At 56.3% G+C, this 22,385-nt stretch carries 21 protein-coding genes; 5 read left to right on the forward strand and 16 right to left on the reverse strand.

Annotation, left to right across the window (positions count from 1 at the left end; translation table 11 throughout):
• Positions 1–11: 11 nt before the first annotated feature.
• Together potE and AAZT04_RS23505 are read left to right on the forward strand one after the other, a co-directional pair.
• The gene (gene potE / locus AAZT04_RS23500; RefSeq protein WP_115060310.1) at positions 12–1,328 is read left to right on the forward strand and encodes a putrescine-ornithine antiporter; all 1,317 of its coding nucleotides are present in this window, start codon (positions 12–14) and stop codon (positions 1,326–1,328) included.
• A 90-nt stretch (positions 1,329–1,418) separates the two neighbouring features.
• Positions 1,419–1,727: a GIY-YIG nuclease family protein gene (locus AAZT04_RS23505; protein WP_139285490.1), complete on the forward strand. Its 309-nt coding sequence runs from the start codon at positions 1,419–1,421 to the stop codon at positions 1,725–1,727.
• Here the strand turns inward: AAZT04_RS23505 and AAZT04_RS23510 are convergent.
• A complete protein-coding gene (locus AAZT04_RS23510) occupies positions 1,714–2,217 on the reverse strand; it encodes a GNAT family N-acetyltransferase (protein ID WP_020824967.1) in 504 nt (167 codons plus the stop codon). The genes AAZT04_RS23505 and AAZT04_RS23510 overlap by 14 nt on opposite strands.
• Positions 2,211–2,732 carry a ubiquinone anaerobic biosynthesis accessory factor UbiT gene (gene ubiT, locus AAZT04_RS23515; protein ID WP_020824966.1) on the reverse strand — a complete coding sequence of 174 codons (522 nt, stop codon included), beginning with the start codon at positions 2,730–2,732 and terminating at the stop codon, positions 2,211–2,213. The genes AAZT04_RS23510 and ubiT overlap by 7 nt, the downstream gene beginning before the upstream one ends.
• A gap of 254 nt (positions 2,733–2,986) precedes the next feature.
• On the opposite strand from ubiT, the gene ubiU reads away from it, so the two are divergent.
• Positions 2,987–3,982: a ubiquinone anaerobic biosynthesis protein UbiU gene (gene ubiU, locus AAZT04_RS23520; protein ID WP_048762819.1), complete on the forward strand. Its 996-nt coding sequence runs from the start codon at positions 2,987–2,989 to the stop codon at positions 3,980–3,982.
• A gap of 11 nt (positions 3,983–3,993) precedes the next feature.
• Positions 3,994–4,872, forward strand: a complete 879-nt coding sequence (locus AAZT04_RS23525; protein WP_020824964.1) for a U32 family peptidase — start codon at positions 3,994–3,996, stop codon at positions 4,870–4,872.
• A 68-nt stretch (positions 4,873–4,940) separates the two neighbouring features.
• Here the strand turns inward: AAZT04_RS23525 and AAZT04_RS23530 are convergent, their stop codons facing one another.
• The 4 genes from AAZT04_RS23530 to AAZT04_RS23545 form a co-directional block, all read right to left on the reverse strand.
• A complete protein-coding gene (locus tag AAZT04_RS23530) occupies positions 4,941–6,062 on the reverse strand; it encodes a JmjC domain-containing protein (RefSeq protein ID WP_434681998.1) in 1,122 nt (373 codons plus the stop codon).
• 104 nt (positions 6,063–6,166) lie between these two features.
• Complete coding sequence (locus tag AAZT04_RS23535) at positions 6,167–7,309, reverse strand: ABC transporter permease (RefSeq protein ID WP_020824962.1); 1,143 nt, start codon at positions 7,307–7,309, stop codon at positions 6,167–6,169.
• Positions 7,306–8,460, reverse strand: a complete 1,155-nt coding sequence (locus AAZT04_RS23540) for an ABC transporter permease (RefSeq protein ID WP_020824961.1) — start codon at positions 8,458–8,460, stop codon at positions 7,306–7,308. The genes AAZT04_RS23535 and AAZT04_RS23540 overlap by 4 nt, the downstream gene beginning before the upstream one ends.
• Entirely contained in the window at positions 8,442–9,413 is a 972-nt protein-coding gene (locus AAZT04_RS23545; protein WP_020824960.1) for an HlyD family secretion protein, read from the reverse strand. Before AAZT04_RS23545 ends, AAZT04_RS23540 begins: the two co-directional genes overlap by 19 nt.
• Before the next feature lie 224 nt (positions 9,414–9,637).
• Between AAZT04_RS23545 and AAZT04_RS23550 the strand changes: the two genes are divergently transcribed.
• Positions 9,638–10,651 (forward strand): luciferase-like monooxygenase, encoded by a 1,014-nt coding sequence (locus AAZT04_RS23550; RefSeq protein WP_170868569.1) that lies wholly within the window; start codon positions 9,638–9,640, stop codon positions 10,649–10,651.
• 82 nt (positions 10,652–10,733) lie between these two features.
• Here AAZT04_RS23550 and yedF read toward each other — a convergent pair whose 3' ends face one another.
• From yedF to infB, 10 genes are all read right to left on the reverse strand, one after another.
• Positions 10,734–10,973 carry a sulfurtransferase-like selenium metabolism protein YedF gene (gene yedF / locus AAZT04_RS23555; protein WP_046374647.1) on the reverse strand — a complete coding sequence of 80 codons (240 nt, stop codon included), beginning with the start codon at positions 10,971–10,973 and terminating at the stop codon, positions 10,734–10,736.
• Positions 10,970–12,184, reverse strand: a complete 1,215-nt coding sequence (gene yedE / locus AAZT04_RS23560) for a selenium metabolism membrane protein YedE/FdhT (RefSeq protein WP_046374648.1) — start codon at positions 12,182–12,184, stop codon at positions 10,970–10,972. Before yedE ends, yedF begins: the two co-directional genes overlap by 4 nt.
• 147 nt (positions 12,185–12,331) lie before the next feature.
• Complete coding sequence (locus AAZT04_RS23565; protein ID WP_020824957.1) at positions 12,332–14,299, reverse strand: DEAD/DEAH family ATP-dependent RNA helicase; 1,968 nt, start codon at positions 14,297–14,299, stop codon at positions 12,332–12,334.
• Positions 14,289–14,369, reverse strand: coding sequence for a protein YrbN (gene yrbN / locus AAZT04_RS23570; protein ID WP_096335046.1), 81 nt, complete (start codon positions 14,367–14,369; stop codon positions 14,289–14,291). The genes AAZT04_RS23565 and yrbN overlap by 11 nt, the downstream gene beginning before the upstream one ends.
• 116 nt (positions 14,370–14,485) lie before the next feature.
• Complete coding sequence (gene nlpI, locus AAZT04_RS23575) at positions 14,486–15,370, reverse strand: lipoprotein NlpI (RefSeq protein ID WP_012004952.1); 885 nt, start codon at positions 15,368–15,370, stop codon at positions 14,486–14,488.
• 128 nt (positions 15,371–15,498) lie between these two features.
• Complete coding sequence (pnp, locus tag AAZT04_RS23580) at positions 15,499–17,616, reverse strand: polyribonucleotide nucleotidyltransferase (protein WP_020824956.1); 2,118 nt, start codon at positions 17,614–17,616, stop codon at positions 15,499–15,501.
• Positions 17,617–17,871: 255 nt separating this feature from the next.
• Positions 17,872–18,141 carry a 30S ribosomal protein S15 gene (gene rpsO, locus AAZT04_RS23585; protein ID WP_012004950.1) on the reverse strand — a complete coding sequence of 90 codons (270 nt, stop codon included), beginning with the start codon at positions 18,139–18,141 and terminating at the stop codon, positions 17,872–17,874.
• Between the two features lie 123 nt (positions 18,142–18,264).
• A complete protein-coding gene (gene truB / locus AAZT04_RS23590) occupies positions 18,265–19,209 on the reverse strand; it encodes a tRNA pseudouridine(55) synthase TruB (RefSeq protein ID WP_020824955.1) in 945 nt (314 codons plus the stop codon).
• Entirely contained in the window at positions 19,209–19,619 is a 411-nt protein-coding gene (gene rbfA / locus AAZT04_RS23595) for a 30S ribosome-binding factor RbfA (RefSeq protein WP_020824954.1), read from the reverse strand. Before rbfA ends, truB begins: the two co-directional genes overlap by 1 nt.
• 68 nt (positions 19,620–19,687) lie before the next feature.
• On the reverse strand, positions 19,688–22,375 hold the full coding sequence (gene infB / locus AAZT04_RS23600) for a translation initiation factor IF-2 (protein WP_020824953.1): 2,688 nt from the start codon (positions 22,373–22,375) through the stop codon (positions 19,688–19,690).
• Positions 22,376–22,385: the final 10 nt, after the last annotated feature.

Genomic DNA, 22,385 nt, shown 5'->3' on the forward strand with positions numbered 1-22,385 from the left:
AGAGAATGATCATGAGTAAGTCTAATAATAAAATGGGGGTCGTGCAGTTAACGATCCTGACGGCCGTCAACATGATGGGGTCCGGCATAATTATGCTGCCGACCAAATTGGCCGAGGTAGGCACAATTTCTATTGTTTCCTGGTTGGTCACTGCGGTTGGTTCAATGGCGCTGGCCTATGCCTTCGCCAAATGCGGGATGTTCAGCCGTAAATCCGGCGGTATGGGGGGGTATGCTGAATATGCCTTCGGCAAATCGGGCAACTTTATGGCGAACTATACCTACGGCGTTTCGTTACTGATCGCCAATATCGCCATCGCCATTTCCGCCGTGGGTTACGGTACCGAGCTGTTTGGCGCCAACCTGAGCCCGCTGGGGATCTGTATCGCCACCATTGGTGTGCTGTGGTTAGCCACGGTCGCCAACTTCGGCGGCGCTCGCATTACCGGCAGGATCAGCGGCATCACCGTTTGGGGCGTCATCATCCCGGTGGTCGGGATTTCGATCATCGGCTGGCACTGGTTCAGCGGCAGCGCTTACGTCGCCGCGTGGAACCCGCATCAGGTGCCAACTTTTGAAGCCATTGGCGCTTCGATTTCCATGACCCTATGGGCTTTCCTGGGCCTCGAATCCGCCTGTGCCAATACCGATGTGGTGGAGAACCCAGAACGTAATGTGCCGATCGCCGTATTGGGCGGCACGCTTAGCGCCGCAGTGATCTATATCGTTTCGACCAACGTGATCGCCGGTATAGTACCGAATATGGACCTGGCCAATTCCACCGCGCCGTTTGGGCTGGCGTTTTCCCATATGTTCAACCCAACGGTCGGCAAGATCATCATGGCACTGATGATCATGTCCTGCGTCGGGTCGCTGCTGGGGTGGCAGTTCACCATCGCTCAGGTATTCAAATCTTCCGCCGACAGCGGTTTCTTCCCGAAAATCTTCTCGAAACTCAGCAAGGCGGACGCCCCGGTCAAAGGCATGCTGACCATCGTCGTTATCCAGAGCGTACTGTCGCTGATGACCATCAGCCCCTCGCTGAACAAGCAGTTCAACGTGCTGGTTAACCTGGCCGTGGTGACCAATATTATCCCCTACATCTTGTCGATGGCGGCGCTGATCATTATTCAGAAGGTTGCGAAAGTGCCGGAGAAAAAAGCGCGGATCGCCAACATCATTGCCGGCATTGGCGCGCTTTACAGCTTCTATGCGCTCTACAGTTCCGGTGAAGAGGCCATGATGTGGGGTGCCATCGCCACTTTCCTCGGCTGGACGCTGTACGGCATCGTTTCACCTCGCTTTGAAATGGCGGGCAAAAAAGGCTAACCGTAATCATCCGCAGGCGGACAGGGTGGGATTACGACGGCGAACATGCCATCATATTCCCACCCTGGCCACCGAAGTTGCTGCTTATTCATGACCGATACCCTCTCCCCCTGGTACCTTTACATGCTGCGTCTGCCTAACGGCATGCTGTATACCGGCATTACTACCGACGTCGAACGACGTCTGGCGCAGCATCAGGCTGGCAAAGGTGCAAAGGCACTGCGGGGCAAAGGCGAGCTGGTGTTGGCGTTTCACTGCCTGGCGGGGGATCGTTCTAAAGCGCTAAGGCTGGAATACCGGGTGAAGCAACTGAGCAAAACGCAAAAAGAGAGGCTGGTGAATCACCCGCCTCTTACTTTGGATCATTTACTGCCGGACGCTGAGATTAAAACCGGTTAAACGGCTCGGAAAACTCCACCGCCCCGCGCGCATCATCCAGAGCATTTTCCGCCAGCGGATACACCTGGAAGGCGGCTTCGCTGCCCGGCCAACGGCACTGCAGCCCGTAGGCGGCAGCCGGTTTAAAGCCAAAGCGACCGTAATAAGCGGGATCGCCCAGCACCACGACTGCGGCATAGCTGAACTCATTGAGCGAATCCAATCCTTCGTAGATCAGTTTTTCACCCAGCCCTTGGCGACGCAGGCTTTCGTCCACCGCCAGCGGTGCCAGACCGACCCATTGGCGATCCTCCCCGGCCACGTCCACCGGACTGAACGCCGCATAACCTACCACGCCGCCTTCGTCGTCGGTGGCGACAATGCCCAGCGTCAGCAGGCCATCTTCGCGCAGTTGCTGCACCAGATCGGCCTCGTCGTCACGCCCAAAGGCACGACGCAACAGCGCGTCGATCCCTGCGGCATCTACTGGAATTTCTACGCGGATTAGCATGATACCGGCACACGGGAAGTTTGCACCGTGCCCTCCTGCAGCCCTGCTTCAACAAATTCAGCCAGTTGCAGCAGGCCTAGGCGCAATGGCGCAGGCATGGCTTCCAACTCGATGGCGTCCATCAGATTTTTTACATACAGGCCCAATTCGGTGTCCCCTTCAATCTGCAGCCGACGCTGAAAGAACAGCGTATCGGGATCTTGCTTACGCGCTGCGATAAGAATCAGATCGTTGGCGTCGCCGCTGAAGCTGACATCAGCCTCGGCGTGTTGGCTGACAACCAGCTTGCCGTTTTCTACCGTCATAAACCAGTGTAGCGCCAGATCGCGGACTTCGATCTTTAACCAGCGCGATTCGAGAAATTCCAAATCGCCATCCGCCAACGCCTGGCGGAACTGCCAGCCCAGCACCTGTTCCAGAAGCTGGCGCTGCAAAGCAAACGGCGTGAATTTTAGCGGTACTCGCAGCAGCGACGGCCCCTGGCGCACAATGCGCGCTCGTAATTGTTCCAACACTGTCGTTCACTCCTTTCAACACAGATGCACTATTTTGCCACAGTGGCGCACGGCAGAAGCGCTCTATATCAACAAATAGTGCATTTCGCCGCCAGCTTTATCAATACGCCAGAAGCTGCCTCAAATCAAAGCCTGTTCAGCGCGCTTTCACTAAAATTGCCTCCCGATTAGCGTTTGCCGGTTAAAAACGGTCACCGGTAAACATTGTGACAGCCCGCATCCGCCATGGGTGCATGCTGAGTCAGGATAAATCTATGGAGCTGCTTTGTCCCGCCGGTAACCTGCCGGCCCTGAAGGCTGCGGTGGATAACGGCGCTGACGCCGTGTACATCGGCCTGAAAGATGATACCAACGCGCGCCACTTTGCCGGCCTCAACTTTACCGAGAAAAAGCTGCAGGAAGCGGTCGAGTACGTCCATCGCCACCACCGCAAGCTGCACATCGCCATCAACACCTTCGCCCACCCGGACGGCTATGCCCGCTGGCAGCGGGCGGTAGACATGGCGGCGCAGTTGGGTGCCGACGTGCTGATCCTCGCCGATTTGGCGATGCTGGAATACGCCGCCGAACGTTACCCGCAGTTGGAGCGCCACGTGTCGGTGCAGGCTTCTGCCACTAACGAAGAGGCAATTCGCTTCTACCAACGCCATTTCGACGTCGGTCGGGTGGTGCTGCCGCGCGTGCTGTCGATGCACCAGGTTAAACAGTTGGCGCGTACCAGCCCTGTGCCGCTTGAGGTCTTCGCCTTCGGCAGCCTGTGCATCATGGCCGAGGGGCGTTGCTACCTCTCCTCTTACCTGACCGGCGAATCCCCCAATACCGTCGGTGCCTGTTCGCCGGCGCGCTACGTGCGCTGGCAGCAAACGGCTCAGGGTATGGAGTCACGCCTGAACGGCGTGCTGATCGACCGCTACCGGGACGATGAAAATGCCGGTTACCCGACGCTGTGCAAGGGCCGCTATCTGGTGGATGACGTGCGCTACCACGCGCTGGAAGAGCCCACCAGCCTCAATACGCTGGAACTGCTGCCGGAACTGCTGGCTGCCAATATCGCTTCGGTGAAGATTGAAGGCCGCCAGCGCAGCCCGGCCTATGTTAGCCAGGTTGCCCGCGTGTGGCGTCAGGCCATCGATCGCTGCCAGGCCGATCCGGCCGCTTATCAGGCCGAGGCCGGCTGGATGGAGGCGCTCGGCTCGATGTCCGAAGGCACCCAAACCACCCTCGGTGCCTATCACCGCAAATGGCAGTAGCAGGAGGACGCATGAAATACGCATTAGGCCCAGTGCTGTACTACTGGCCAAAAACCGAGGTCGAGAGTTTTTATCAGCAGGCGGTAAACAGCAGCGCGGAGATTATTTATCTCGGTGAAAGCGTCTGCACCAAACGGCGTGAAATGAAGGTGGGAGACTGGCTGGCGCTGGCGCAAGAGATAGCCCGCAGCGGCAAGCAGGTGGTGATCTCTACCCTGGCCCTATTACAGGCGCCGTCCGAGCTGAACGAACTGAAGCGTTATGTGGAAAACGGCGAATTCCTGATCGAAGCCAACGATCTGGGCACGGTGAACATGGCCGCGGAACGTGGCCTGCCGTTCGTCGCCGGTCACGCGCTGAATTGCTACAACGCTTATACCCTGCGCCTGCTGCACCGCCAGGGCATGACCCGCTGGTGTATGCCGGTCGAGCTGTCACGCGACTGGCTGGCCAAACTGTTGGCGCAGTGCGAGGAACTGGGCTTCCGCCAGCAGTTTGAAGTGGAAGTGCTGAGCTACGGCCACCTGCCGCTGGCCTATTCGGCACGCTGCTTCACCGCACGGTCTGAAGACCGTGCCAAGGACGAATGCGAAACCTGCTGCATCAAATACCCGCAGGGCCGCATGATGCGTTCCCAAGAACAGCAACAGGTGTTCGTGCTCAACGGTATTCAGACCATGAGCGGCTACTGTTATAACCTGGGTAACGAATTGAGCGGTATGCAGGGATTGGTAGACATCGTGCGCCTGTCGCCGCAGAGCACGGAGACGTTGGCTCTGGTCGAACGTTTCCGTGCCAACGAGCAGGGTGCGCAGCCGTTAACGCTCACCGATCAAGCCGACTGCAACGGCTACTGGCGCCGGGTCGCGGGGCTGGAATTGGTGTCTTAATTCGTTGAGAAAATACAAAACTGCCGGGTAGGCGTAGCGCCACCCGGCAAGTCAGCCAACAGCGACAACTACTCTTTGAAGAACCAGTATCCCTGATTGATCAGTTCGGTCAGCTCAGCCACAAAGGCCGGATTTTGCAACGCATCACCCAGCTCCGGCTGGCCCAGCTCGGTATAACGACACAGCGCATCGGCCGCACGATCGTCCACGGTGTTCAGACGCTCGCTGTTGACGAAGAAGCTGTCGCCGACCTGCAGCACACGCAGGCCGCTCAGGCGAGTCAGGGTTTCACCGCCCATCAGCGCATTCAGTACCTCTTCCGCTTCATAAGGGGGTTCCGCCATAGCGATATCCAGCTCATGACGTGGCGTAGTGGCAAAACGGCCAAACCACTGCTTAAAGTCTTCCGGTTGGCCGATCATTTCGAACATCATTGAGCGCAGGCGCTCAAGCTCATATTCTTCAACCCGGCCCGGATGTTCACGCAGGGTTAAATCAGGATCGCTGTAATGCGCACCACCCAGATCTTTTTCCAGCGCGTAATCAGCAAAGCTGCTGATCAAGTCGCGGCCGTTTGGCCCACGGAAGCCCACTGAATAGTTGAACGCCGTTTCGTGGGTAAAACCGTCATGGGGAAAGCCTGGCGGGATGTACAGAATGTCGCCCGGTTCCAATTCTTCATCAATGATCGGCTCGAACGGATCAACGTGCAGCAGCGCCGGGTGCGGGCAGAACTGACGCATCGGCAAGGCGTCGCCTACGCGCCAGCGACGGCGGCCCATCCCCTGAATGATGAACACATCGTAGTTGTCGATATGCGGACCCACACCGCCTCCCGGCACCGAGAAGGAGATCATCAGATCATCCAGGCGCCAGTCCGGCAAGGCGCGAAACGGGCGCACCAGCTCGGCTGAGGGCGCATGCCAGTGGTTAACCGCCTGCGCCAGCAGTGACCAACCCGTTTCACCGAGGTCATCGAAATGTTCAAACGGACCGTTGCTGGCCTGCCATTTTCCCTCTGCGTTGCTCACCAGACGGCTGTCAACCTCCTGCTCCATCGCCAGCCCCGCCAGTTCGTCTGGCGTGATAGGATCGACAAAATTCGGGAAGGCATTTTTCAAAACAACAGGTTTTTTCTGCCAATACTTCTCTAAAAACTCGGGCCAGGTCAGGTTCAGTTGGTAAGCCATACAATCACACCAGTAAGAAAATTCACGGACGTGATTATGCGAGACAGCGCGTCTGTCCACCTTGTTAAGGGTCAAGGAAATGGTGGGGCTCCCTTGCTGGAACGTTAATTAACCTGCCGTTTGCGGAACATACTGCGCAGCGCGACGCTGTTGCGTACGAAACCTACGCCGAAGCCCAACAGGGTGTAAACAATCCCCAGCACCAACAGCATCGCCACGTCCCCCCACACTTCGTTCAGCGACAACCCCATCTGGTTAACCCCCGCAACGGCCTTGGTTGCCCAGGTGGAGGGAATGCTGTAGGAAATCGCCCGCACCCAGCCAGGCATCGCCTGCAGCGGCCAGATGGTGCCCGAAAGATAAAATATCGGCGTCGTAATAAACGCCAGCGTCAGGTAGATCATTTCGACGCTGCGCAGGCACTCGGTCACCAGCTTGCCCAACCCCAGCACCGCCAGTAAGAACGGGAAGGTCAGCAGCAGAATTTCCGCAATGCCCGCCGTTTGCCGATAGCCCAGCACCCATGGCCACAACACAAACAGCACGATCGACAGGAACAGCCAGATCGGCAGCAACGCCGTCAGCCCCCCCAGATGCGCCGCCAGCGGCGCTTTACCCCCGGGCATGCTCTTCATGGCAATGCTGACGCGCACGCAGGCAATCAACAGCGAGTGCTGCAACAGCATCACCAGCAGGCCGGGGAAGATGATCGCCGCAAAGCTGATGCCCGGGTTGAACACATCCAACGTCTGTCCGACGATCGGCGTCAGGATCACCTGCGCCTGGCGTTCGCTGAAACCGCTGCGTAACAGCAGGCCGTTGTTGTACTGGGTCAGCAACTGCTGATAAGCCGCCACCACATCCTGCTGGATCTGCCCGTTGGCCAGGCGGTTGGTCGCATCGCCATACACCGGCACCACGATATTCTGGCCGCTCAGGATCTTCTTCTCCAGATCCACCGGCATGATGATCACCGCGAACAGCTTGCGCCAGCCAAGATCCCGCTGCGCCTGCTCAAGACTGTCGTAGGTTTCAATAGCGATTTTGGAGGTGGCGTCCAGTTGACGGATCAGCTGGCGACTGGCGGTGCTGTGGTCCTGATCGATGACGCCCACCGGCAGATCCCATACCGTGCGGTTGGCATAGACCATGCTCATGACGCACAACGACAGGATCAACATCAGCCACATCGGCCGCTCCAGCATGCCGAGCAGCACCCGGACGAAGGTTTGCCAATAAAGTTTCATCCTGCCCCCCCTTCTTTTAACAGCCGCGCCAACAGCCGGTTACGCACCAGCAGTGCGGTCACCAGCGGATAAATCGACAGCAACGCACAGACGCTGAAGATGGCGCTGGCAGGGACTTGCCGCAGGAATACGTCAAACATGGCGTACAACGCATGAGTTAACGGCTCAATATTGGAAATAATGCGCGCCGGCAGCGGCATCGACAGTTCCGGCACCGCCATGCCCGAAAAGGTCAGCGCAATACTCACCAAAATGGCGATCAGGCTGTAGGCGGTGATGGTGCTGCTGGTAAAGGTAAACAGCAGCAGGCCAATGCTCTGCGCCGCCATCACGTAGAAGAAGCCAATCATCAGCATGAACAGCGGATTGCCGCTGACGCGGGCGTCAAAAATGCCCACCAGCGCGGCAATTTCAACCATCAGCAAGCTGGTGAAACATAAGGTGTACGGCGCCAACTTGCCGAGCAGCGCCAAGCTGAACGGCCGAGCCTTCAACAAGGATTTACTGCGTGCCAACACGTAAATCATGCAGGTCACTACGAACAGCTGCAGCAAGTGGATGGTGGCGGCAAACTGTTGATAATAAATATAGCTGCCGCTGGCGTTGAATAAACTGCCGTAGGAAAGCGTCACGTCCGCCAGGGGCGGCAGTGTTTTGCCCATCTCGCCGGCAATGATGCTGCGGTAGCTGGCGTTGATTTCGGTCATCAGGCCGCTGAAGTCCTGGGTGGAATACAGCCCCGCACCGTAAAACAGCGCATTGTAGTACATCACCACGCTCGGCTGTTTGCCAGCCAGCGCGTTGGCCTCAAAATCCGGCGGCACATACAGCAGCGCATAATCCTGCGCACTACGCAGGCGATGCAGCGACTCCTGCAGCCCACCGGGGTAAGCCTCGACGTGGGCGTGCGAACCGGCATCCAGACGGCGCGTCAGCGATTTGGATAGCGGGCTGTGATCGCTGTCCACTACCGACACCGGCAGATCGAGCAAGGTCCCTTCCGAAAAGTTACTGCTGATCAGACCAAACAGGATCAGCGGGAAGATCCAGCTCAGCCAATGTACCACCGGGCTGCGGAAGGCAAGCCGACACTCGTTGCCAAACGCATGACTGAAGCAGCGCCAGCCGGCCCTTACTCTTTCCATAGCCATAAGCTGCTCATCCCTGGGCGCAGGCCGTCTACCGGCTGTGACGGATACAGGCGCACTTCAAATGTTTTCAGATCGAAGTCACCGGTAGCTCGGGTGGCGCGTTTGGTGGCGTAGTCGCCCAGCGGGGCGATATAACGCACTTCCGCCTCGATCATTTTGTCCTTCAGTGCCGGTACCCGCATCTGGACTTTGTCGCCCTTCCGCACGTGAGCCAAAATATCTTCACGCAGGTTAAACACGAAATAAGCGTCCGGTATGCGGATCAGCGTCAGCAATGGGCTACCCGCATTCAACAACTCGCCCACTTCTGCCGGTATTGGCCCAACTTCGCCGGTCACCGGGGCCAAAACCTGCAGGTCGTCCGTCTGGGCTTTCACCTGCAGCAAGTTTTCTTCCGCTGCTCGCAGTGCCGCAGCGTACTGTTGCCGTAATTCGACACGGTCGCCGTTAATCCCTTCGTCCAGGTTGGCTTTGGCCGCCTGCACCTGTTGGAAAGCGGTATCGCGCGCGCGGCGTGAAGCGTCCAATTCAGATTTCGAAATATAACCTTTACCGGCCACGCTCAGGTTGCGGTTGTAGTCGTTTTGCGCGTTGCGATATTGCGCTTCGGACTGCGCCAGGTTGGCGCGCAGGTTGCGGATGCTTTCTTCACGCGTGCCGTGCAGCGACTGCTCGAGCTGCGCTTTGGCCTCATCGCGCGACGCCTGCGCGGAACGCAGTTGCGCCATCAGTTCCGGGCTGTCGAGATGAATCATCACTTGCCCTGCCTGCACGTCGTCCCCACGCTCCACCAGACGTTCAATCACTCGTCCCTTAGCTTTGGAAGCCACAATCACCTCAGGCGCATCCACTTCGCCCTGCAACAACAAATCCTGATTATGCGCGCGGAACAATATCGCCATGGCGATCGCCACCACCATCAACAGTAGGGTAAACAACGTCTTTTTTTTCATTCTCTCAGCTCCCTGAGCAGTAAGCGGCAGGTGAAATCATCATGTCCATATTTCAATAAACTCCCAAAAAAACCATTTTACTCATAAGGATATCTCGAGCACATATATCCTCTTTTATAACTATAAATTGGATTATGCTTTTAACACTAAAAGCACATTATGCTTTGTAGTTTGCAGACTTCTGCAATCGCCCTTTAAGCGATCACCTTTTGATGGACGATGCCATGACTGAAAAAACTGCGGTACCGGTTTCGGTACTGGATTTATCCCCTATCCCACAAGGGGCCAAACCACGTGATGCGTTTCACGCTTCTTTAGATTTAGCACAACATGCCGAAAAATGGGGTTATCAACGCTATTGGTTGGCAGAGCATCACAACATGACCGGCATCGGCAGTGCCGCCACCTCGGTACTGCTGGGTTATCTGGCCGCGGGTACCCAAACCATTCGCCTTGGTTCCGGTGGCGTGATGCTGCCTAACCATGCGCCGCTGGTGATCGCCGAGCAGTTCGGTACGCTGGAGTCTTTGTACCCCGGGCGTATCGATTTGGGCCTCGGCCGTGCACCCGGTACCGATCAACGCACCATGATGGCACTGCGCCGCCATCTGTCCGGCGAGGTGGATAACTTCCCCCGCGACGTGCAGGAACTGCAACATTACTTCTGCGATGCACAACCGGGCCAGCCGGTACAGGCGGTACCCGGCCAAGGATTGCATGTCCCTCTCTGGCTGCTCGGTTCCAGTTTGTACAGCGCGCAGTTGGCGGCACAGCTTGGCCTGCCGTTCGCCTTCGCCTCCCACTTTGCACCGGAGATGCTGTTCCAGGCGCTGAAGTTGTATCGTGATAACTTCAAAGCTTCCGAGCAGTGCCAGCAGCCGCATGCGATGGTGTGCGTCAACGTGGTGGCCGCCGACAGCGATGCCGATGCGCGCTTCCTGTTTACGTCGATGCAGCAGCAGTTCATCAACCTGCGTCGTGGTTCGCCAGGCCCACTGCCGGCGCCGGTGGACAATATCCACGCGCTATGGACCGCCGGGGAACAGTACGGGGTTGATCAGGCACTGCGCATGTCGATCATCGGTAACGAAAATACCGTGCGTCACGGGCTGCAAACGTTGCTCAACGAAACCGGTGCGGATGAGATCATGGTTAACGGCCAGATCTTTGACCATCAGGCACGGTTGCATTCGTTTGAGATTGTCGCCGGAGTAAAAGACACGCTGGCGAAAGGGTAAGTCAACGGCGGGCCGCAGGGCAATCATTTCCCTCAACGTCCGCCATGCAAAAATGGGGCAGCACACCGCTGCCCCACGTCGGTTAACGCTGGATAAGATAGCGGATGGTTGGCCCGTCCTGCTGAATATCCAACACTTTGTAACCGTGATTCCGCGCGTCGAGTGGAATGTTGTTGATCGACTGCGGGCAGTCGCTGATCACTTCCAGGATCTCGCCCGGCTTCAACTGCGGCATCGCCTCCAGCGTGGCCACTGCCGGATACGGACAAGGTTCACCCAGCATATCCAACCGATAATTTGGCACTATCGCCGCTTGCTTCATGACACACTCCTCAAATTAACCACCTGCGCATCGGGTTTGGCGCGGAAAAAACGTTTCTCCCACCACAGCATGGCGGCAAACGCCAACGCCAGCAGCAGGTAAGTCACCAGCAGGCCGCCGATCGGCCCGAAAGTATCCAGCAGGTTGATCTTGTCGTAATCTGTGGCCAGCGCCGGGGCCAGGTCATCCCAGTAGTAAGCCAGCAGGGTCGCGCCGATGATGTTACCCAGCCCCACCCACCAATAGTGCACCTGTCCTTCCACCGCACGGTACATCCAGCCGGTTTCACAGCCGCCGGCCAGCACGATGCCGAAACCAAACAGCAGGCCGCCCAGAACCGCATTGGGGCCGGCCCACATGATTTTCGGCGCGACACCCAACTGCACATAGCTGAAAATACCGATGGCGCTCACCGCCATGCCGATAATGATCGCTTTCGCCATGTGGGTACGCCCGGTGATCCATAAATCGCGGAAGGCTGAGGTGAAGCAGATCTGCGCACGCTCAATCAGCAGGCCAAAACCGATACCGAACAGCATGGCGATACCCAGCTTCGGCGCATCGAACAGCGTCCAAAGTGACCAGGCTACCGACAGACAGAAAATCACCATGCCCAAACGGAAGCGGCGGCGCGCCTGCTCCGGCTTTTGCGTCAACGGGGCGGCGGCTTTTACCTTCTGTAATTTCACCGGGATGCGGAACATCGGCAACAGGGTAAATTTGGCGCCAAAGTAGGAGCCAGCAGCGGTCGCCAGTGCGAAGAACCAGGCGTGCAACGAGAACTGAGGAATACCGGTAAAGAACGCCGCCAGGTTGCAGCCCATCGCCAGACGGGCACCGAAGCCGGCGATAATGCCGCCCAACAGCGCCTGCACAATGCGAATGCGGTGCTGTGGCTGGCGCAGCTTGATGTTATTGGCCCACAGTGCGGCAGCGATACAGCCAGCGAACATGCCGATGATCATCCTGCCGTCGATGCGCTGCAGCGGCGTGCCCTCAAGGCCGATAACCTTGAAGTAGCCCCATTGCTCAGGGTGCAGGCCGAACCACTGCAATACATGGCCACCCCAGCGGGTAAATTCCCCGGTTACCGCCCAGAAGGTACCGGTCAAACCAAAGTAGTAGGTAGAGAGGATCCCTGCGGCAATCACCGCGGGTAAAGGTGCCCAAAAGCGCACCAGGTATTGAGACTTGAACTGCTGCCAACTCATGGCATCTCCCGTGCGTAGTATCCATAAGAAAAAACCTTATAAATGATACGCCATTTTCTGCCATTTAACGGTGAATTTCAGGCATAAAAAAACCAGCCCGAAGGCTGGTTTCTTAGTCCGATTAACCGCAAGCGGTCAAATCAGATGTTATGCATCACCGAAACGGCGACGTGGTGCAGCCGGAGCGGCGTCATCACGACGTGGGGCGCGTTGGCCGTCACGGTTGAAGTTACCGCCACGACGTTCGCCACCGTTGCCGGCAGGTGCAGCAGCACCGCCTTCACGACGATCACCGAAAGAACGACGGCCTGGGTTTGCCCCTTCACGACGTTCGCCGTTGAATGGACGACCACCGCCACGACGCTCGCCGTTACCTGCACCAGCACCGCCTTCGCGACGCTCACGACGTTCATGCGGCTGTGCATCGCCCAGCAGTTGCATGTTCATCGGCTTGTTCAGGATACGAGTACGGGTGAAGTGAGACAGGATCTCGCCCGGCATGCCTTTTGGCAGTTCGATGGTCGAGTGACCAGCAAACAGCTTGATGTTACCGATGTAACGGCTGCTGATGTCACCTTCGTTAGCGATCGCGCCAACGATATGACGAACTTCAACGCCGTCATCACGGCCCACTTCAATGCGGTACAGCTGCATTTCGCCAACGTCACGACGCTCGCGACGTGGGCGATCTGCGCCACCATCACGGCTGTCTGGACGTGCGTCACGACGACGGTCGCTGCCGCGGTCGTCACGGTCGTTGAATTCACGACGCTGACGTGGTTTGAACACGGGATCCGGTGGCAAGATCAGAGGACGTTCGCCCTGTGCCATTTTCAGCAGTGCTGCGGCCAGGGTTTCCATTTCCAGCTCTTCTTCCGGCTGCAGTTTAGCCAGCAGTGCGCGGTACATGTCCAGATCGCTGCTTTCCAGCTGTTGCTGTACTTTAGCGGCGAACTTGGCCAGACGACGCTCACCCAGCAGTTCTGCGTTTGGCAGCTCAACTTCTGGAATGGTCAGCTTCATGGTGCGTTCGATGTTGCGCAGCAGGCGGCGTTCGCGGTTTTCTACGAACAGCAGCGCACGGCCGGCACGACCAGCACGGCCGGTACGGCCGATACGGTGAACGTAAGACTCTGAATCCATAGGGATGTCATAGTTTACCACCAGGCTGATACGCTCAACGTCCAGGCCACGAGCAGCAACGTCGGTTGCGATCAGGATATCCAGACGACCATCTTTCAGGCGCTCCAGGGTCTGCTCACGCAGTGCCTGGTTCATGTCGCCGTTCAGTGCTGCGCTGCTGTAACCGCTGCGCTCCAGCGCTTCAGCCACTTCCAGGGTCGCGTTTTTGGTACGAACGAAGATAATCGCCGCATCAAAGTCTTCCGCTTCCAGGAAACGCACCAGCGCTTCGTTTTTACGCATGCCGTGCACAGTCCAGTAGCTCTGGCTGATGTCCGGACGGGTAGTGATGCTGGATTGGATGCGCACTTCCTGCGGCTCTTTCATAAAGCGGCGGGTAATGCGACGGATCGCTTCCGGCATGGTTGCGGAGAACAGCGCGGTCTGATGTTCAGCCGGGATCTCTGCCATGATGGTTTCTACGTCTTCGATAAAGCCCATGCGCAGCATTTCGTCGGCTTCATCCAGCACCAGACCGCTCAGGTTAGAGAGGTTCAGGGTGCCACGCTTCAGGTGGTCCAGCAGACGGCCTGGAGTCCCTACTACGATTTGCGGGCCCTGACGCAGAGCGCGCAGCTGCACGTCATAACGCTGGCCGCCATACAGGGCCACGACGTTAACGCCATGCATGTGTTTGGAGAAATCAGTCATCGCTTCAGCAACCTGAACCGCCAGTTCGCGGGTCGGTGCCAGCACCAGGATCTGAGGTGCTTTCAGGGAAGCGTCAAGGTTGTGCAGCAGTGGCAGCGAGAATGCTGCAGTTTTACCACTACCGGTCTGTGCCATGCCCAGCACATCACGGCCGTTCAACAGGTGAGGAATACACTCAGCCTGGATCGGTGAAGGTTTTTCATAGCCCAGATCGGTCAGGGCAGAAATGATCGGAGCAGACAGCCCCAGGTCAGCAAAAGAGGTTTCAAGCTCAGTAGTCATGTACACGTGCCTCATTAATAATGGCAGCCAGTCTACATAACTCGTCGAGAAAATTTTCAGTCATTTTCATTGAAAAGTGTGAACCGGCTCAAATTAGATTATAAAACGAACAAAAAAGCCCTCGCCCGTTAAGACGATAACTTTGGCAAAAAACCAATGTATATCAGGCTGATAGTTGTTCGTCAGCTATTGCTGGTCCGATTCCGATAGGTCGTCTTGTTCTTGGCCTAACAGCGCCAATTCCAACAATGCATAGCGGTGCTCAACGAAGTTATGAACGTTGTTAGCGACCGTCAGTTTGAACAGCGCCGAAGCGGTGTCCTTGTCCCCCAGACTTAGGTAATGCTTACCTAAATAGAAGTCAGTTTCACTGAGATGCTCAGCGAGCGAAGTGTTATCCGTTGCATCTGCCTTGAGCCTTTCCATCAGCGTTTTTTCACTGATGTTGCCCAGGTAGAATTCGACAATATTCCATCCCCATTGCCCTCGGTTCGCTTTGTCATAACGCTGCTGGAGCGCTACGTCAGCCTTCTTGGGATCGATTTCTCTTTCCACCAGATAAAGCCACAACGAACGGAAGGGATCGTTTGGGTCGTCTTGATAAAACGCCTGCAGATCATCCTGCGCCAACGGGAAGCGGCCGCCATAATACAGTGCGATGCCCCGGTTTAAACGCGCGTAATTGTAAGTTGGATCAAGCTCTAGTACAGAATCAAACGCTTCATAGGCAGCATCAAAATTGCCTGCCTGCGTTAAGTAAATGCCCAGGTAGTTGAAAACTTCTGGCATATCAGGACGTATCGCCAGCGCTTGCGAGAAATCATTGCGCGCCAGTGCACGTAGCCCGAGGCTATCATACAGCACACCGCGCTCATATAAAAGCTGCGCACGCTCATCGTCCGTCAGTGCCCGGCTGGCAAGTATTTGTTCCATGCGCGCCAGGATCACTTCCTGCTGCAGAGTTGGCTGCAACGGGATCGCCAAAACTTCGTCTTTACGCCAATCATGGTTGCTGCATCCTGCCAGCATGAGTGCTGTCGCAACGTAACACCAGCGCAAGAAAGGCTTCATTTCCCACTCCCGAAGACAAACATTGGATGAACATCCTTTCATCCGTTTGCTAATACGCAAGCATCCTACCCGCGCGATACGAACAGCTCCCAACCCCATGGCCGGGAGCTGTAAATCTATCTATACAGTTATTCTGCTTCAGGCGCAGGTGAACCTGCTTCTGGTGCGGTCGCTTCTTTGATGCTCAGACGCACGCGGCCCTGACGGTCAACTTCCAGTACCTTAACCGGTACTTCCTGACCCATCTGCAGATAGTCGGTCACTTTCTCAACGCGCTTGTCTGCGATTTGAGAGATGTGCACCAGACCTTCTTTACCGCCGCCGATCGCCACGAATGCGCCGAAATCAACGATACGGGTAACTTTACCCTGGTAAATACGGCCCACTTCGATCTCGGCAGTGATCTCTTCGATGCGGCGAATAGCGAATTTCGCTTTCTCACCGTCGGTAGCAGCGATTTTCACTGTACCATCATCTTCGATTTCGATGGTAGTGCCGGTCTCTTCGGTCAACGCACGGATGACAGAGCCGCCTTTACCAATCACGTCTTTGATCTTGTCCGGGTTGATTCGGATAGTGTGAATACGTGGTGCGAACTGAGAGATATCGCCACGCGGAGTGCTGATAGCCTGTTCCATTACGCCCAGGATGTGCAGACGCGCGCCCTTGGCCTGGTTCAGTGCAACCTGCATGATTTCGCGGGTGATGCCTTCAATTTTAATGTCCATCTGCAGCGCGGTAATACCGTCACGGCTACCCGCTACTTTGAAGTCCATGTCACCCAGGTGATCTTCGTCACCCAGAATGTCGGACAGAACCACAAAGTTGTCTTGTTCTTTCACCAGGCCCATTGCGATACCCGCAACGGCGGCTTTGATTGGCACACCAGCGTCCATCAGCGCCAGAGAAGCGCCACAGACTGAAGCCATGGAAGAAGAACCGTTAGATTCGGTGATTTCGGAAACCACACGCACCGTGTACGGGAAATCTTCTGCTTTAGGCATCATAGCCAATACGCCGCGTTTCGCCAGGCGACCGTGACCAATTTCACGACGTTTAGGCGAACCTACCATCCCGGTCTCACCAACGGAGTACGGAGGGAAGTTGTAGTGGAACAGGAAGCTGTCGGTCTTCTCGCCCATCAGCTCATCCAGGTTCTGCGCATCACGTGCGGTACCCAGAGTTGCAGTAACCAGAGCCTGAGTTTCACCACGGGTGAACAGTGCGGAACCGTGGGTACGCGGCAGTACGCCAGTGCGCACGTCCAGGCCACGGATCATGTCTTTTTCACGGCCGTCGATACGCGGCTCGCCACGCAGCACGCGGCTACGAACGACGTTTTTCTCAACGCTGCCCAGGATGTCCTGAATTTCAGACGCGTCCAGGGTTTCGTCCTGTGCCAACAGGGTTTCAACAACGCTGTTCTTGATCGCATCTACCTGAGCGTAACGCTCTTGTTTTTCGGTGATGTGATAAGCGTCGCCCAGGCGGCCTTCTGCCAGTTCTGCAACGCGCGCGTGCAGCGCTTCGTTGACTGCAGGTGCCTGCCAATCCCACTTAGGCTTGCCGGCTTCGGCAACCAGGGAATTGATGTTCTCGATAACGATCTGCTGTTGCTCGTGGCCAAAGACCACCGCGCCCAGCATTTGATCTTCGCTCAGAACGTCAGCTTCGGATTCAACCATCAGCACTGCACCTGCGGTACCGGCAACCACCAAGTCCAGGCTGCTTTCTTTCAGCTCGTCAGTCGTTGGGTTCAGCACGTACTGGCTGTTGATGTAACCCACGCGAGCGGCACCGATTGGGCCATTGAACGGAATACCGGACAGGCTCAGGGCTGCAGAGGCACCGATCATCGCAACGATATCCGGGTTAACCTGCGGGTTTACGGAAACAACGGTCGCGATCACCTGAACTTCATTCAGGAAGCTGTCCGGGAACAGTGGACGGATCGGACGGTCAATCAGACGGGAAGTCAGAGTTTCGCCTTCGCTCGGACGGCCTTCACGACGGAAGAAGCTACCCGGGATACGACCAGCAGCGTAGGTACGCTCCTGATAGTTAACGGTCAGTGGGAAGAAGCTCTGGCCTGGTTTGGCTTTTTTCTGGCCAACTACGGTAACGAATACGGCGGTGTCATCCATGCTCACCATCACGGCGGCGGTGGCTTGACGAGCCATCATACCGGTCTCGATAGTGACGGTATGCTGGCCATACTGGAATTTGCGAATGATCGGTGTCAGCAAAATTATATCCTTAGATTAGGCGCGCAATCGTATTGACGACTCGACACGCCATTGACTCGATTTGCCTTCTCACTACATCCTCGCGACTAATGACAATCCTTATCTCAAGCCTGAGACAAAGCCTCTCATTAGCCGCGCGAACCTCTGTAATGGAAGATCCTGTTTGGAAACATCAGTAATACATTAACCTGATTTGCTTATGCTTCCTAGAAGAAAGGGGCCCAAATAGGCCCCTTTCCACTGAAACTCGCTAGATTAGCGACGCAGACCCAGACGCTCGATCAGGCTGGTGTAACGTGCTACATCTTTACGCTTCAGGTAGTCCAGCAGCTTACGACGCTGAGAAACCATACGCAGCAGACCACGACGGCTGTGGTGATCTTTTTTGTGCTCTGAGAAGTGGCCTTGCAGATGGTTGATCTGCGCAGTCAACAGGGCAACCTGAACTTCGGAAGAACCGCTGTCGTTAGTACCACGACCGAAATCAGCTACGATTTTAGCTTTAGCTTCAACACTTAGAGACATTGTAATACTCCAGATTATAGATAATAAATACAGGCGCCGATCTCTAATTCAGCAACCCAATGCATAAGCTGCGCCATTCTACCCTTAGCGCAGTGCGATCGCAAGGCAGTGCGTTTTCTGCCCTCAGTCGAAATATTCGACGACCAGGCGGCGCGGCGCCACACGACCGTCATCGGCAATATCGCCCACGCCGATAAATTTACGCTCTTCACCTTCGGTGATACGTACCATGCCCGAGGCCGGCGCACCGGCAACCTGTACGGGCTGCCCCTGCTTAACGTATCCCGCGACTACCGGGAGCAAATTCACTTCCGGGTAGTTCTCCACCGGGCTGTCCATCGGCATCAGCAGAGGATCGAGCAGCTCGCCTGGCGCGACTTCCTGTGCCTGTGCCTGCTCCAGCAATTCGTTCAGCTGTTCCAGCGTGACCATCCTTTCGATCGGATAGGTCGCCACCTGCAGACGACGCAGGTAGATCACGTGTGCGCCACACCCCAGCAGCTCACCGAGGTCGTCGGTAATGGTGCGGATGTAGGTGCCTTTCGAACAGTGAATTTCCAGCTCCAGTTCGTCCCCTTCCCAGCGGATAAACTGCAGATCGTAAACGGTGATGCTGCGTGCTTCGCGCGGAACTTCGATACCTTGACGAGCATACTCATAGAGTTTCTTGCCCTGGTACTTCAGCGCCGAATACATCGAAGGCACCTGCTTGATATCGCCGCGGAAGCTGTCCAGCGCCGCATCGAGCTGCGCCTGGGTGAAGTTCACCGGACGTTCCTGCACAATCTGGCCGTCGGCGTCCGAAGTATCGGTGCGCTGACCCAGTCGAGCAATAACGCGATAGCGTTTGTCGGAGTCGAGCAGGAACTGTGAGAACTTGGTCGCCTCACCGAGGCAAATCGGCAGCATGCCGGTCGCCAGCGGGTCGAGCGCGCCGGTGTGTCCCGCGCGGTTGGCGTTATAGAGGCGTTTTACTTTTTGCAGGGCGTCGTTAGACGACAGGCCCTGCGGTTTGTCCAGCAACAGGACGCCGTGGATATCACGGCCGCGGCGACGAGGGCGACTCATTAAGCCTCCTCGTCATCGCCTGATGCGGAACGGCGTTCGGCGTCGTTCTTCACTACGTTAGTCACCAGGTTGGACATGCGCATGCCTTCAACCAGAGAGTTGTCGTAAGCGAAGGTCAGCTCAGGTACTACACGCAGACGCATGGCTTTGCCCAGCAATGTGCGGATGTAGCCCGAAGCGTCTTGCAGCGCTTTGATACCGTTTGGCACCAGTTCCGGATCCGGGTTTTCGGTCAACACGTTCAGGAAGGTGACATAAACTTTGGCATAGGCCAAATCGCGAGAAACTTCTACACCAGAAACGGTAGCCATGCCGATACGCGGATCTTTGACTTCACGCTGCAGAATGATAGCAATCTCTTTTTGCATCTCTTGTGCCACGCGCTGACCGCGGCTGAATTCTTTTGCCATTATGGATTCTCCAGACAAATCGGGGGGCACAAGGCCCCCCAGAAAAGACTTAAGCAGATGTGCTAGCGTTAAGCGATGGTACGTTGGATCTCGATGATTTCGAAGACTTCGATCATGTCGCCGACGCGCACGTCGTTGTAGTTCTTAACGCCGATACCACATTCCATGCCGTTACGGACTTCGTTAACGTCATCTTTGAAGCGGCGCAGGGATTCCAGCTCGCCTTCATAGATAACCACGTTGTCGCGCAGAACGCGGATTGGGTTGTGACGCTTGATGTTACCTTCGGTAACCATACAACCGGCAATAGCACCGAATTTAGGTGATTTGAACACGTCACGCACTTCGGCCAGACCGATGATCTGCTGCTTGTACTCAGGCGCCAACATACCGCTCATCGCCTGCTTCACTTCGTCGATCAAGTTATAGATCACGGAGTAGTAACGCAGATCCAGGCTTTCTGCTTCAATCACGCGGCGCGCAGAAGCGTCGGCACGGACGTTGAAGCCCAGGATGATGGCGTTGGAAGCCGCTGCCAGCGTTGCGTCGGTTTCAGTGATACCACCTACGCCAGAACCAACAATCTTCACTTTCACTTCGTCGGTAGAGAGTTTCAACAGTGAATCCATGATGGCTTCACAAGAACCCTGTACGTCGGATTTCAGTACGATGTTCAGCTCAGAAACTTCACCGTCGGTCATGTTCGCAAACATGTTTTCCAGTTTGGATTTCTGCTGACGCGCCAGTTTAACTTCGCGGAACTTGCCTTGACGGTACAGCGCAACTTCACGCGCTTTCTTCTCATCGCGCACAACGGTCGCTTCATCACCGGCGGCAGGAACGCTGGACAGGCCCAGGATCTCAACCGGAATAGAAGGACCCGCAGAGGTCACTTCGCGACCCAGTTCGTCACGCATCGCACGCACGCGGCCGTATTCGAAGCCACACAGAACGATATCGCCTTTGTTCAGCGTACCTTCCTGTACCAACACGGTAGCAACCGGACCACGACCTTTATCCAGGAAGGATTCGATAACTACGCCGCTGGCCATGCCGCTGCGTACTGCTTTCAGTTCGAGAACTTCGGACTGCAGCAGGATAGCGTTCAGCAGTTCGTCGATACCGGTACCGGCTTTCGCAGATACGTGAACGAACTGAGCTTCGCCGCCCCACTCTTCCGGCATAACGCCGTACTGGGACAGTTCTTGCTTAACGCGATCCGGATCGGCTTCCGGCTTGTCAATTTTGTTCACTGCAACCACCAACGGTACCTGCGCTGCTTTCGCATGCTGGATAGCTTCGATGGTTTGCGGCATCACGCCGTCGTCGGCAGCAACAACCAGAACAACGATGTCAGTCGCCTGAGCACCACGGGCACGCATTGAAGTAAAGGCTGCGTGGCCTGGGGTATCCAGGAAGGTGATCATGCCGTTGTCGGTTTCTACGTGGTAAGCACCGATATGCTGGGTAATACCGCCGGCCTCGCCTGCTGCCACCTTGGTGGAGCGGATGTAGTCCAGCAAAGAAGTTTTACCGTGGTCGACGTGGCCCATGATGGTCACAACTGGCGCACGTGGCTCAGCCGCTGCACCGGTATCACGGTCGCTCATCAGCGCTTCTTCCAGCTCGTTCTCACGACGCAGGATAACTTTGTGGCCCATCTCTTCGGCAACCAGCTGCGCGGTTTCCTGATCGATGACCTGGTTGATGGTGGCCATTGCGCCCAGCTTCATCATCGCTTTGATGACCTGAGAGCCTTTAACCGCCATTTTGTTAGCCAGTTCGGCTACGGTGATGGTTTCGCCGATAATAACGTCGCGGTTAACCACCTGAGCTGGCTTGTTGAAGCCCTGCTGCAGAGTGCTTGGCTTACGCTTGCCTTTACCACCACGGGTAACGGCGCGCGCTTCTTCACGGTCTGCTTTAGACTCGGAAAGCTTGTTGCCTTTCTTCTGCTTGGTCGCTTTACCGCCACGGGTGCGGCTGCGGCGTTCGCCTTCAACTTTAGCGTCGTTTTCGTCTTCAGCGGCACGGGCGTGCTGAGAGGTCGTCACGTGGTAATCGGCTGTTTCAACCGCAGCGCTTGCTGCTTCAGCTTCGGCCCACTTCTCACCGTTCTCTTCTGCCATGCGGCGAGCTTCTTCCGCTACGCGTTTGGCGTCTTCTTCGACCTTACGGCGTACTTCCTCTTCCGCTTTACGTTTCAGTTCAGCGGCTTCGGCTTCACGGCGTGCTTTTTCTGCCTGAGCTGGCTTGGTCATTTCGTCGGTATGTTGATTCGTCACTTTTTCTTTTTCCGCTGAATTACGCTTAGCAATCTCCGCGGCCTCACGTTTGGCTTGCTCTTCGGCTGCGCGCTTCGCTTCTGCTTCGCGTTTCGCTAGCTCTTCCGCTTCGCGCTGTGCCTGCTCTTCCGCTTCACGCTGTGCCTGCTCTGCCGCTTCAGCCTGTTGGGCTTCTGGCGTATCGCGATTTACATAAGTGCGTTTCTTGCGGACCTCAATTTGCACCGATTTACTTTTACCGCCGGTGCTCGGAATATTCAAGGTGCTGCGCGTTTTGCGCTGCAACGTGAGCTTACCAGGCGCGCTACCGTGTTCACGGTTCAGGTGCGCCAGTAAGGCTTCTTTCTCATGTTGGGTTACAGAGTCTGTCTCAGACTTGTTAATCCCTGCATCAGCAAACTGCTGTACCAGGCGATCAACTGGAGTCTGAATCTCTGCTGCCAGCGATTTTACGGTTACATCTGTCGTCATGCTGTTCCTT

The sequence above is a fragment of the Serratia sp. Je.1.23.a genome (assembly GCF_051129805.1).
In the GTDB taxonomy this organism is placed as follows: Bacteria; Pseudomonadota; Gammaproteobacteria; order Enterobacterales; family Enterobacteriaceae; genus Serratia; species Serratia liquefaciens.

What these genes read in the sequence shown, in the direction of transcription:
- potE (WP_115060310.1), top strand. Translation starts at nt 12, where the DNA reads ATGAGTAAGTCTAATAATAAAATGGGGGTCGTGCAGTTAACGATCCTG.
- AAZT04_RS23505 (WP_139285490.1), top strand. Translation starts at nt 1,419, where the DNA reads ATGACCGATACCCTCTCCCCCTGGTACCTTTACATGCTGCGTCTGCCT.
- AAZT04_RS23510 (WP_020824967.1), bottom strand. Translation starts at nt 2,217, where the DNA reads ATGCTAATCCGCGTAGAAATTCCAGTAGATGCCGCAGGGATCGACGCG.
- ubiU (WP_048762819.1), top strand. Translation starts at nt 2,987, where the DNA reads ATGGAGCTGCTTTGTCCCGCCGGTAACCTGCCGGCCCTGAAGGCTGCG.
- AAZT04_RS23525 (WP_020824964.1), top strand. Translation starts at nt 3,994, where the DNA reads ATGAAATACGCATTAGGCCCAGTGCTGTACTACTGGCCAAAAACCGAG.
- AAZT04_RS23530 (WP_434681998.1), bottom strand. Translation starts at nt 6,062, where the DNA reads ATGGCTTACCAACTGAACCTGACCTGGCCCGAGTTTTTAGAGAAGTAT.
- AAZT04_RS23535 (WP_020824962.1), bottom strand. Translation starts at nt 7,309, where the DNA reads ATGAAACTTTATTGGCAAACCTTCGTCCGGGTGCTGCTCGGCATGCTG.
- AAZT04_RS23540 (WP_020824961.1), bottom strand. Translation starts at nt 8,460, where the DNA reads ATGGCTATGGAAAGAGTAAGGGCCGGCTGGCGCTGCTTCAGTCATGCG.
- AAZT04_RS23545 (WP_020824960.1), bottom strand. Translation starts at nt 9,413, where the DNA reads ATGAAAAAAAAGACGTTGTTTACCCTACTGTTGATGGTGGTGGCGATC.
- AAZT04_RS23550 (WP_170868569.1), top strand. Translation starts at nt 9,638, where the DNA reads ATGACTGAAAAAACTGCGGTACCGGTTTCGGTACTGGATTTATCCCCT.
- yedF (WP_046374647.1), bottom strand. Translation starts at nt 10,973, where the DNA reads ATGAAGCAAGCGGCGATAGTGCCAAATTATCGGTTGGATATGCTGGGT.
- yedE (WP_046374648.1), bottom strand. Translation starts at nt 12,184, where the DNA reads ATGAGTTGGCAGCAGTTCAAGTCTCAATACCTGGTGCGCTTTTGGGCA.
- AAZT04_RS23565 (WP_020824957.1), bottom strand. Translation starts at nt 14,299, where the DNA reads ATGACTACTGAGCTTGAAACCTCTTTTGCTGACCTGGGGCTGTCTGCT.
- yrbN (WP_096335046.1), bottom strand. Translation starts at nt 14,369, where the DNA reads ATGAAAATGACTGAAAATTTTCTCGACGAGTTATGTAGACTGGCTGCC.
- nlpI (WP_012004952.1), bottom strand. Translation starts at nt 15,370, where the DNA reads ATGAAGCCTTTCTTGCGCTGGTGTTACGTTGCGACAGCACTCATGCTG.
- rpsO (WP_012004950.1), bottom strand. Translation starts at nt 18,141, where the DNA reads ATGTCTCTAAGTGTTGAAGCTAAAGCTAAAATCGTAGCTGATTTCGGT.
- truB (WP_020824955.1), bottom strand. Translation starts at nt 19,209, where the DNA reads ATGAGTCGCCCTCGTCGCCGCGGCCGTGATATCCACGGCGTCCTGTTG.
- rbfA (WP_020824954.1), bottom strand. Translation starts at nt 19,619, where the DNA reads ATGGCAAAAGAATTCAGCCGCGGTCAGCGCGTGGCACAAGAGATGCAA.
- infB (WP_020824953.1), bottom strand. Translation starts at nt 22,375, where the DNA reads ATGACGACAGATGTAACCGTAAAATCGCTGGCAGCAGAGATTCAGACT.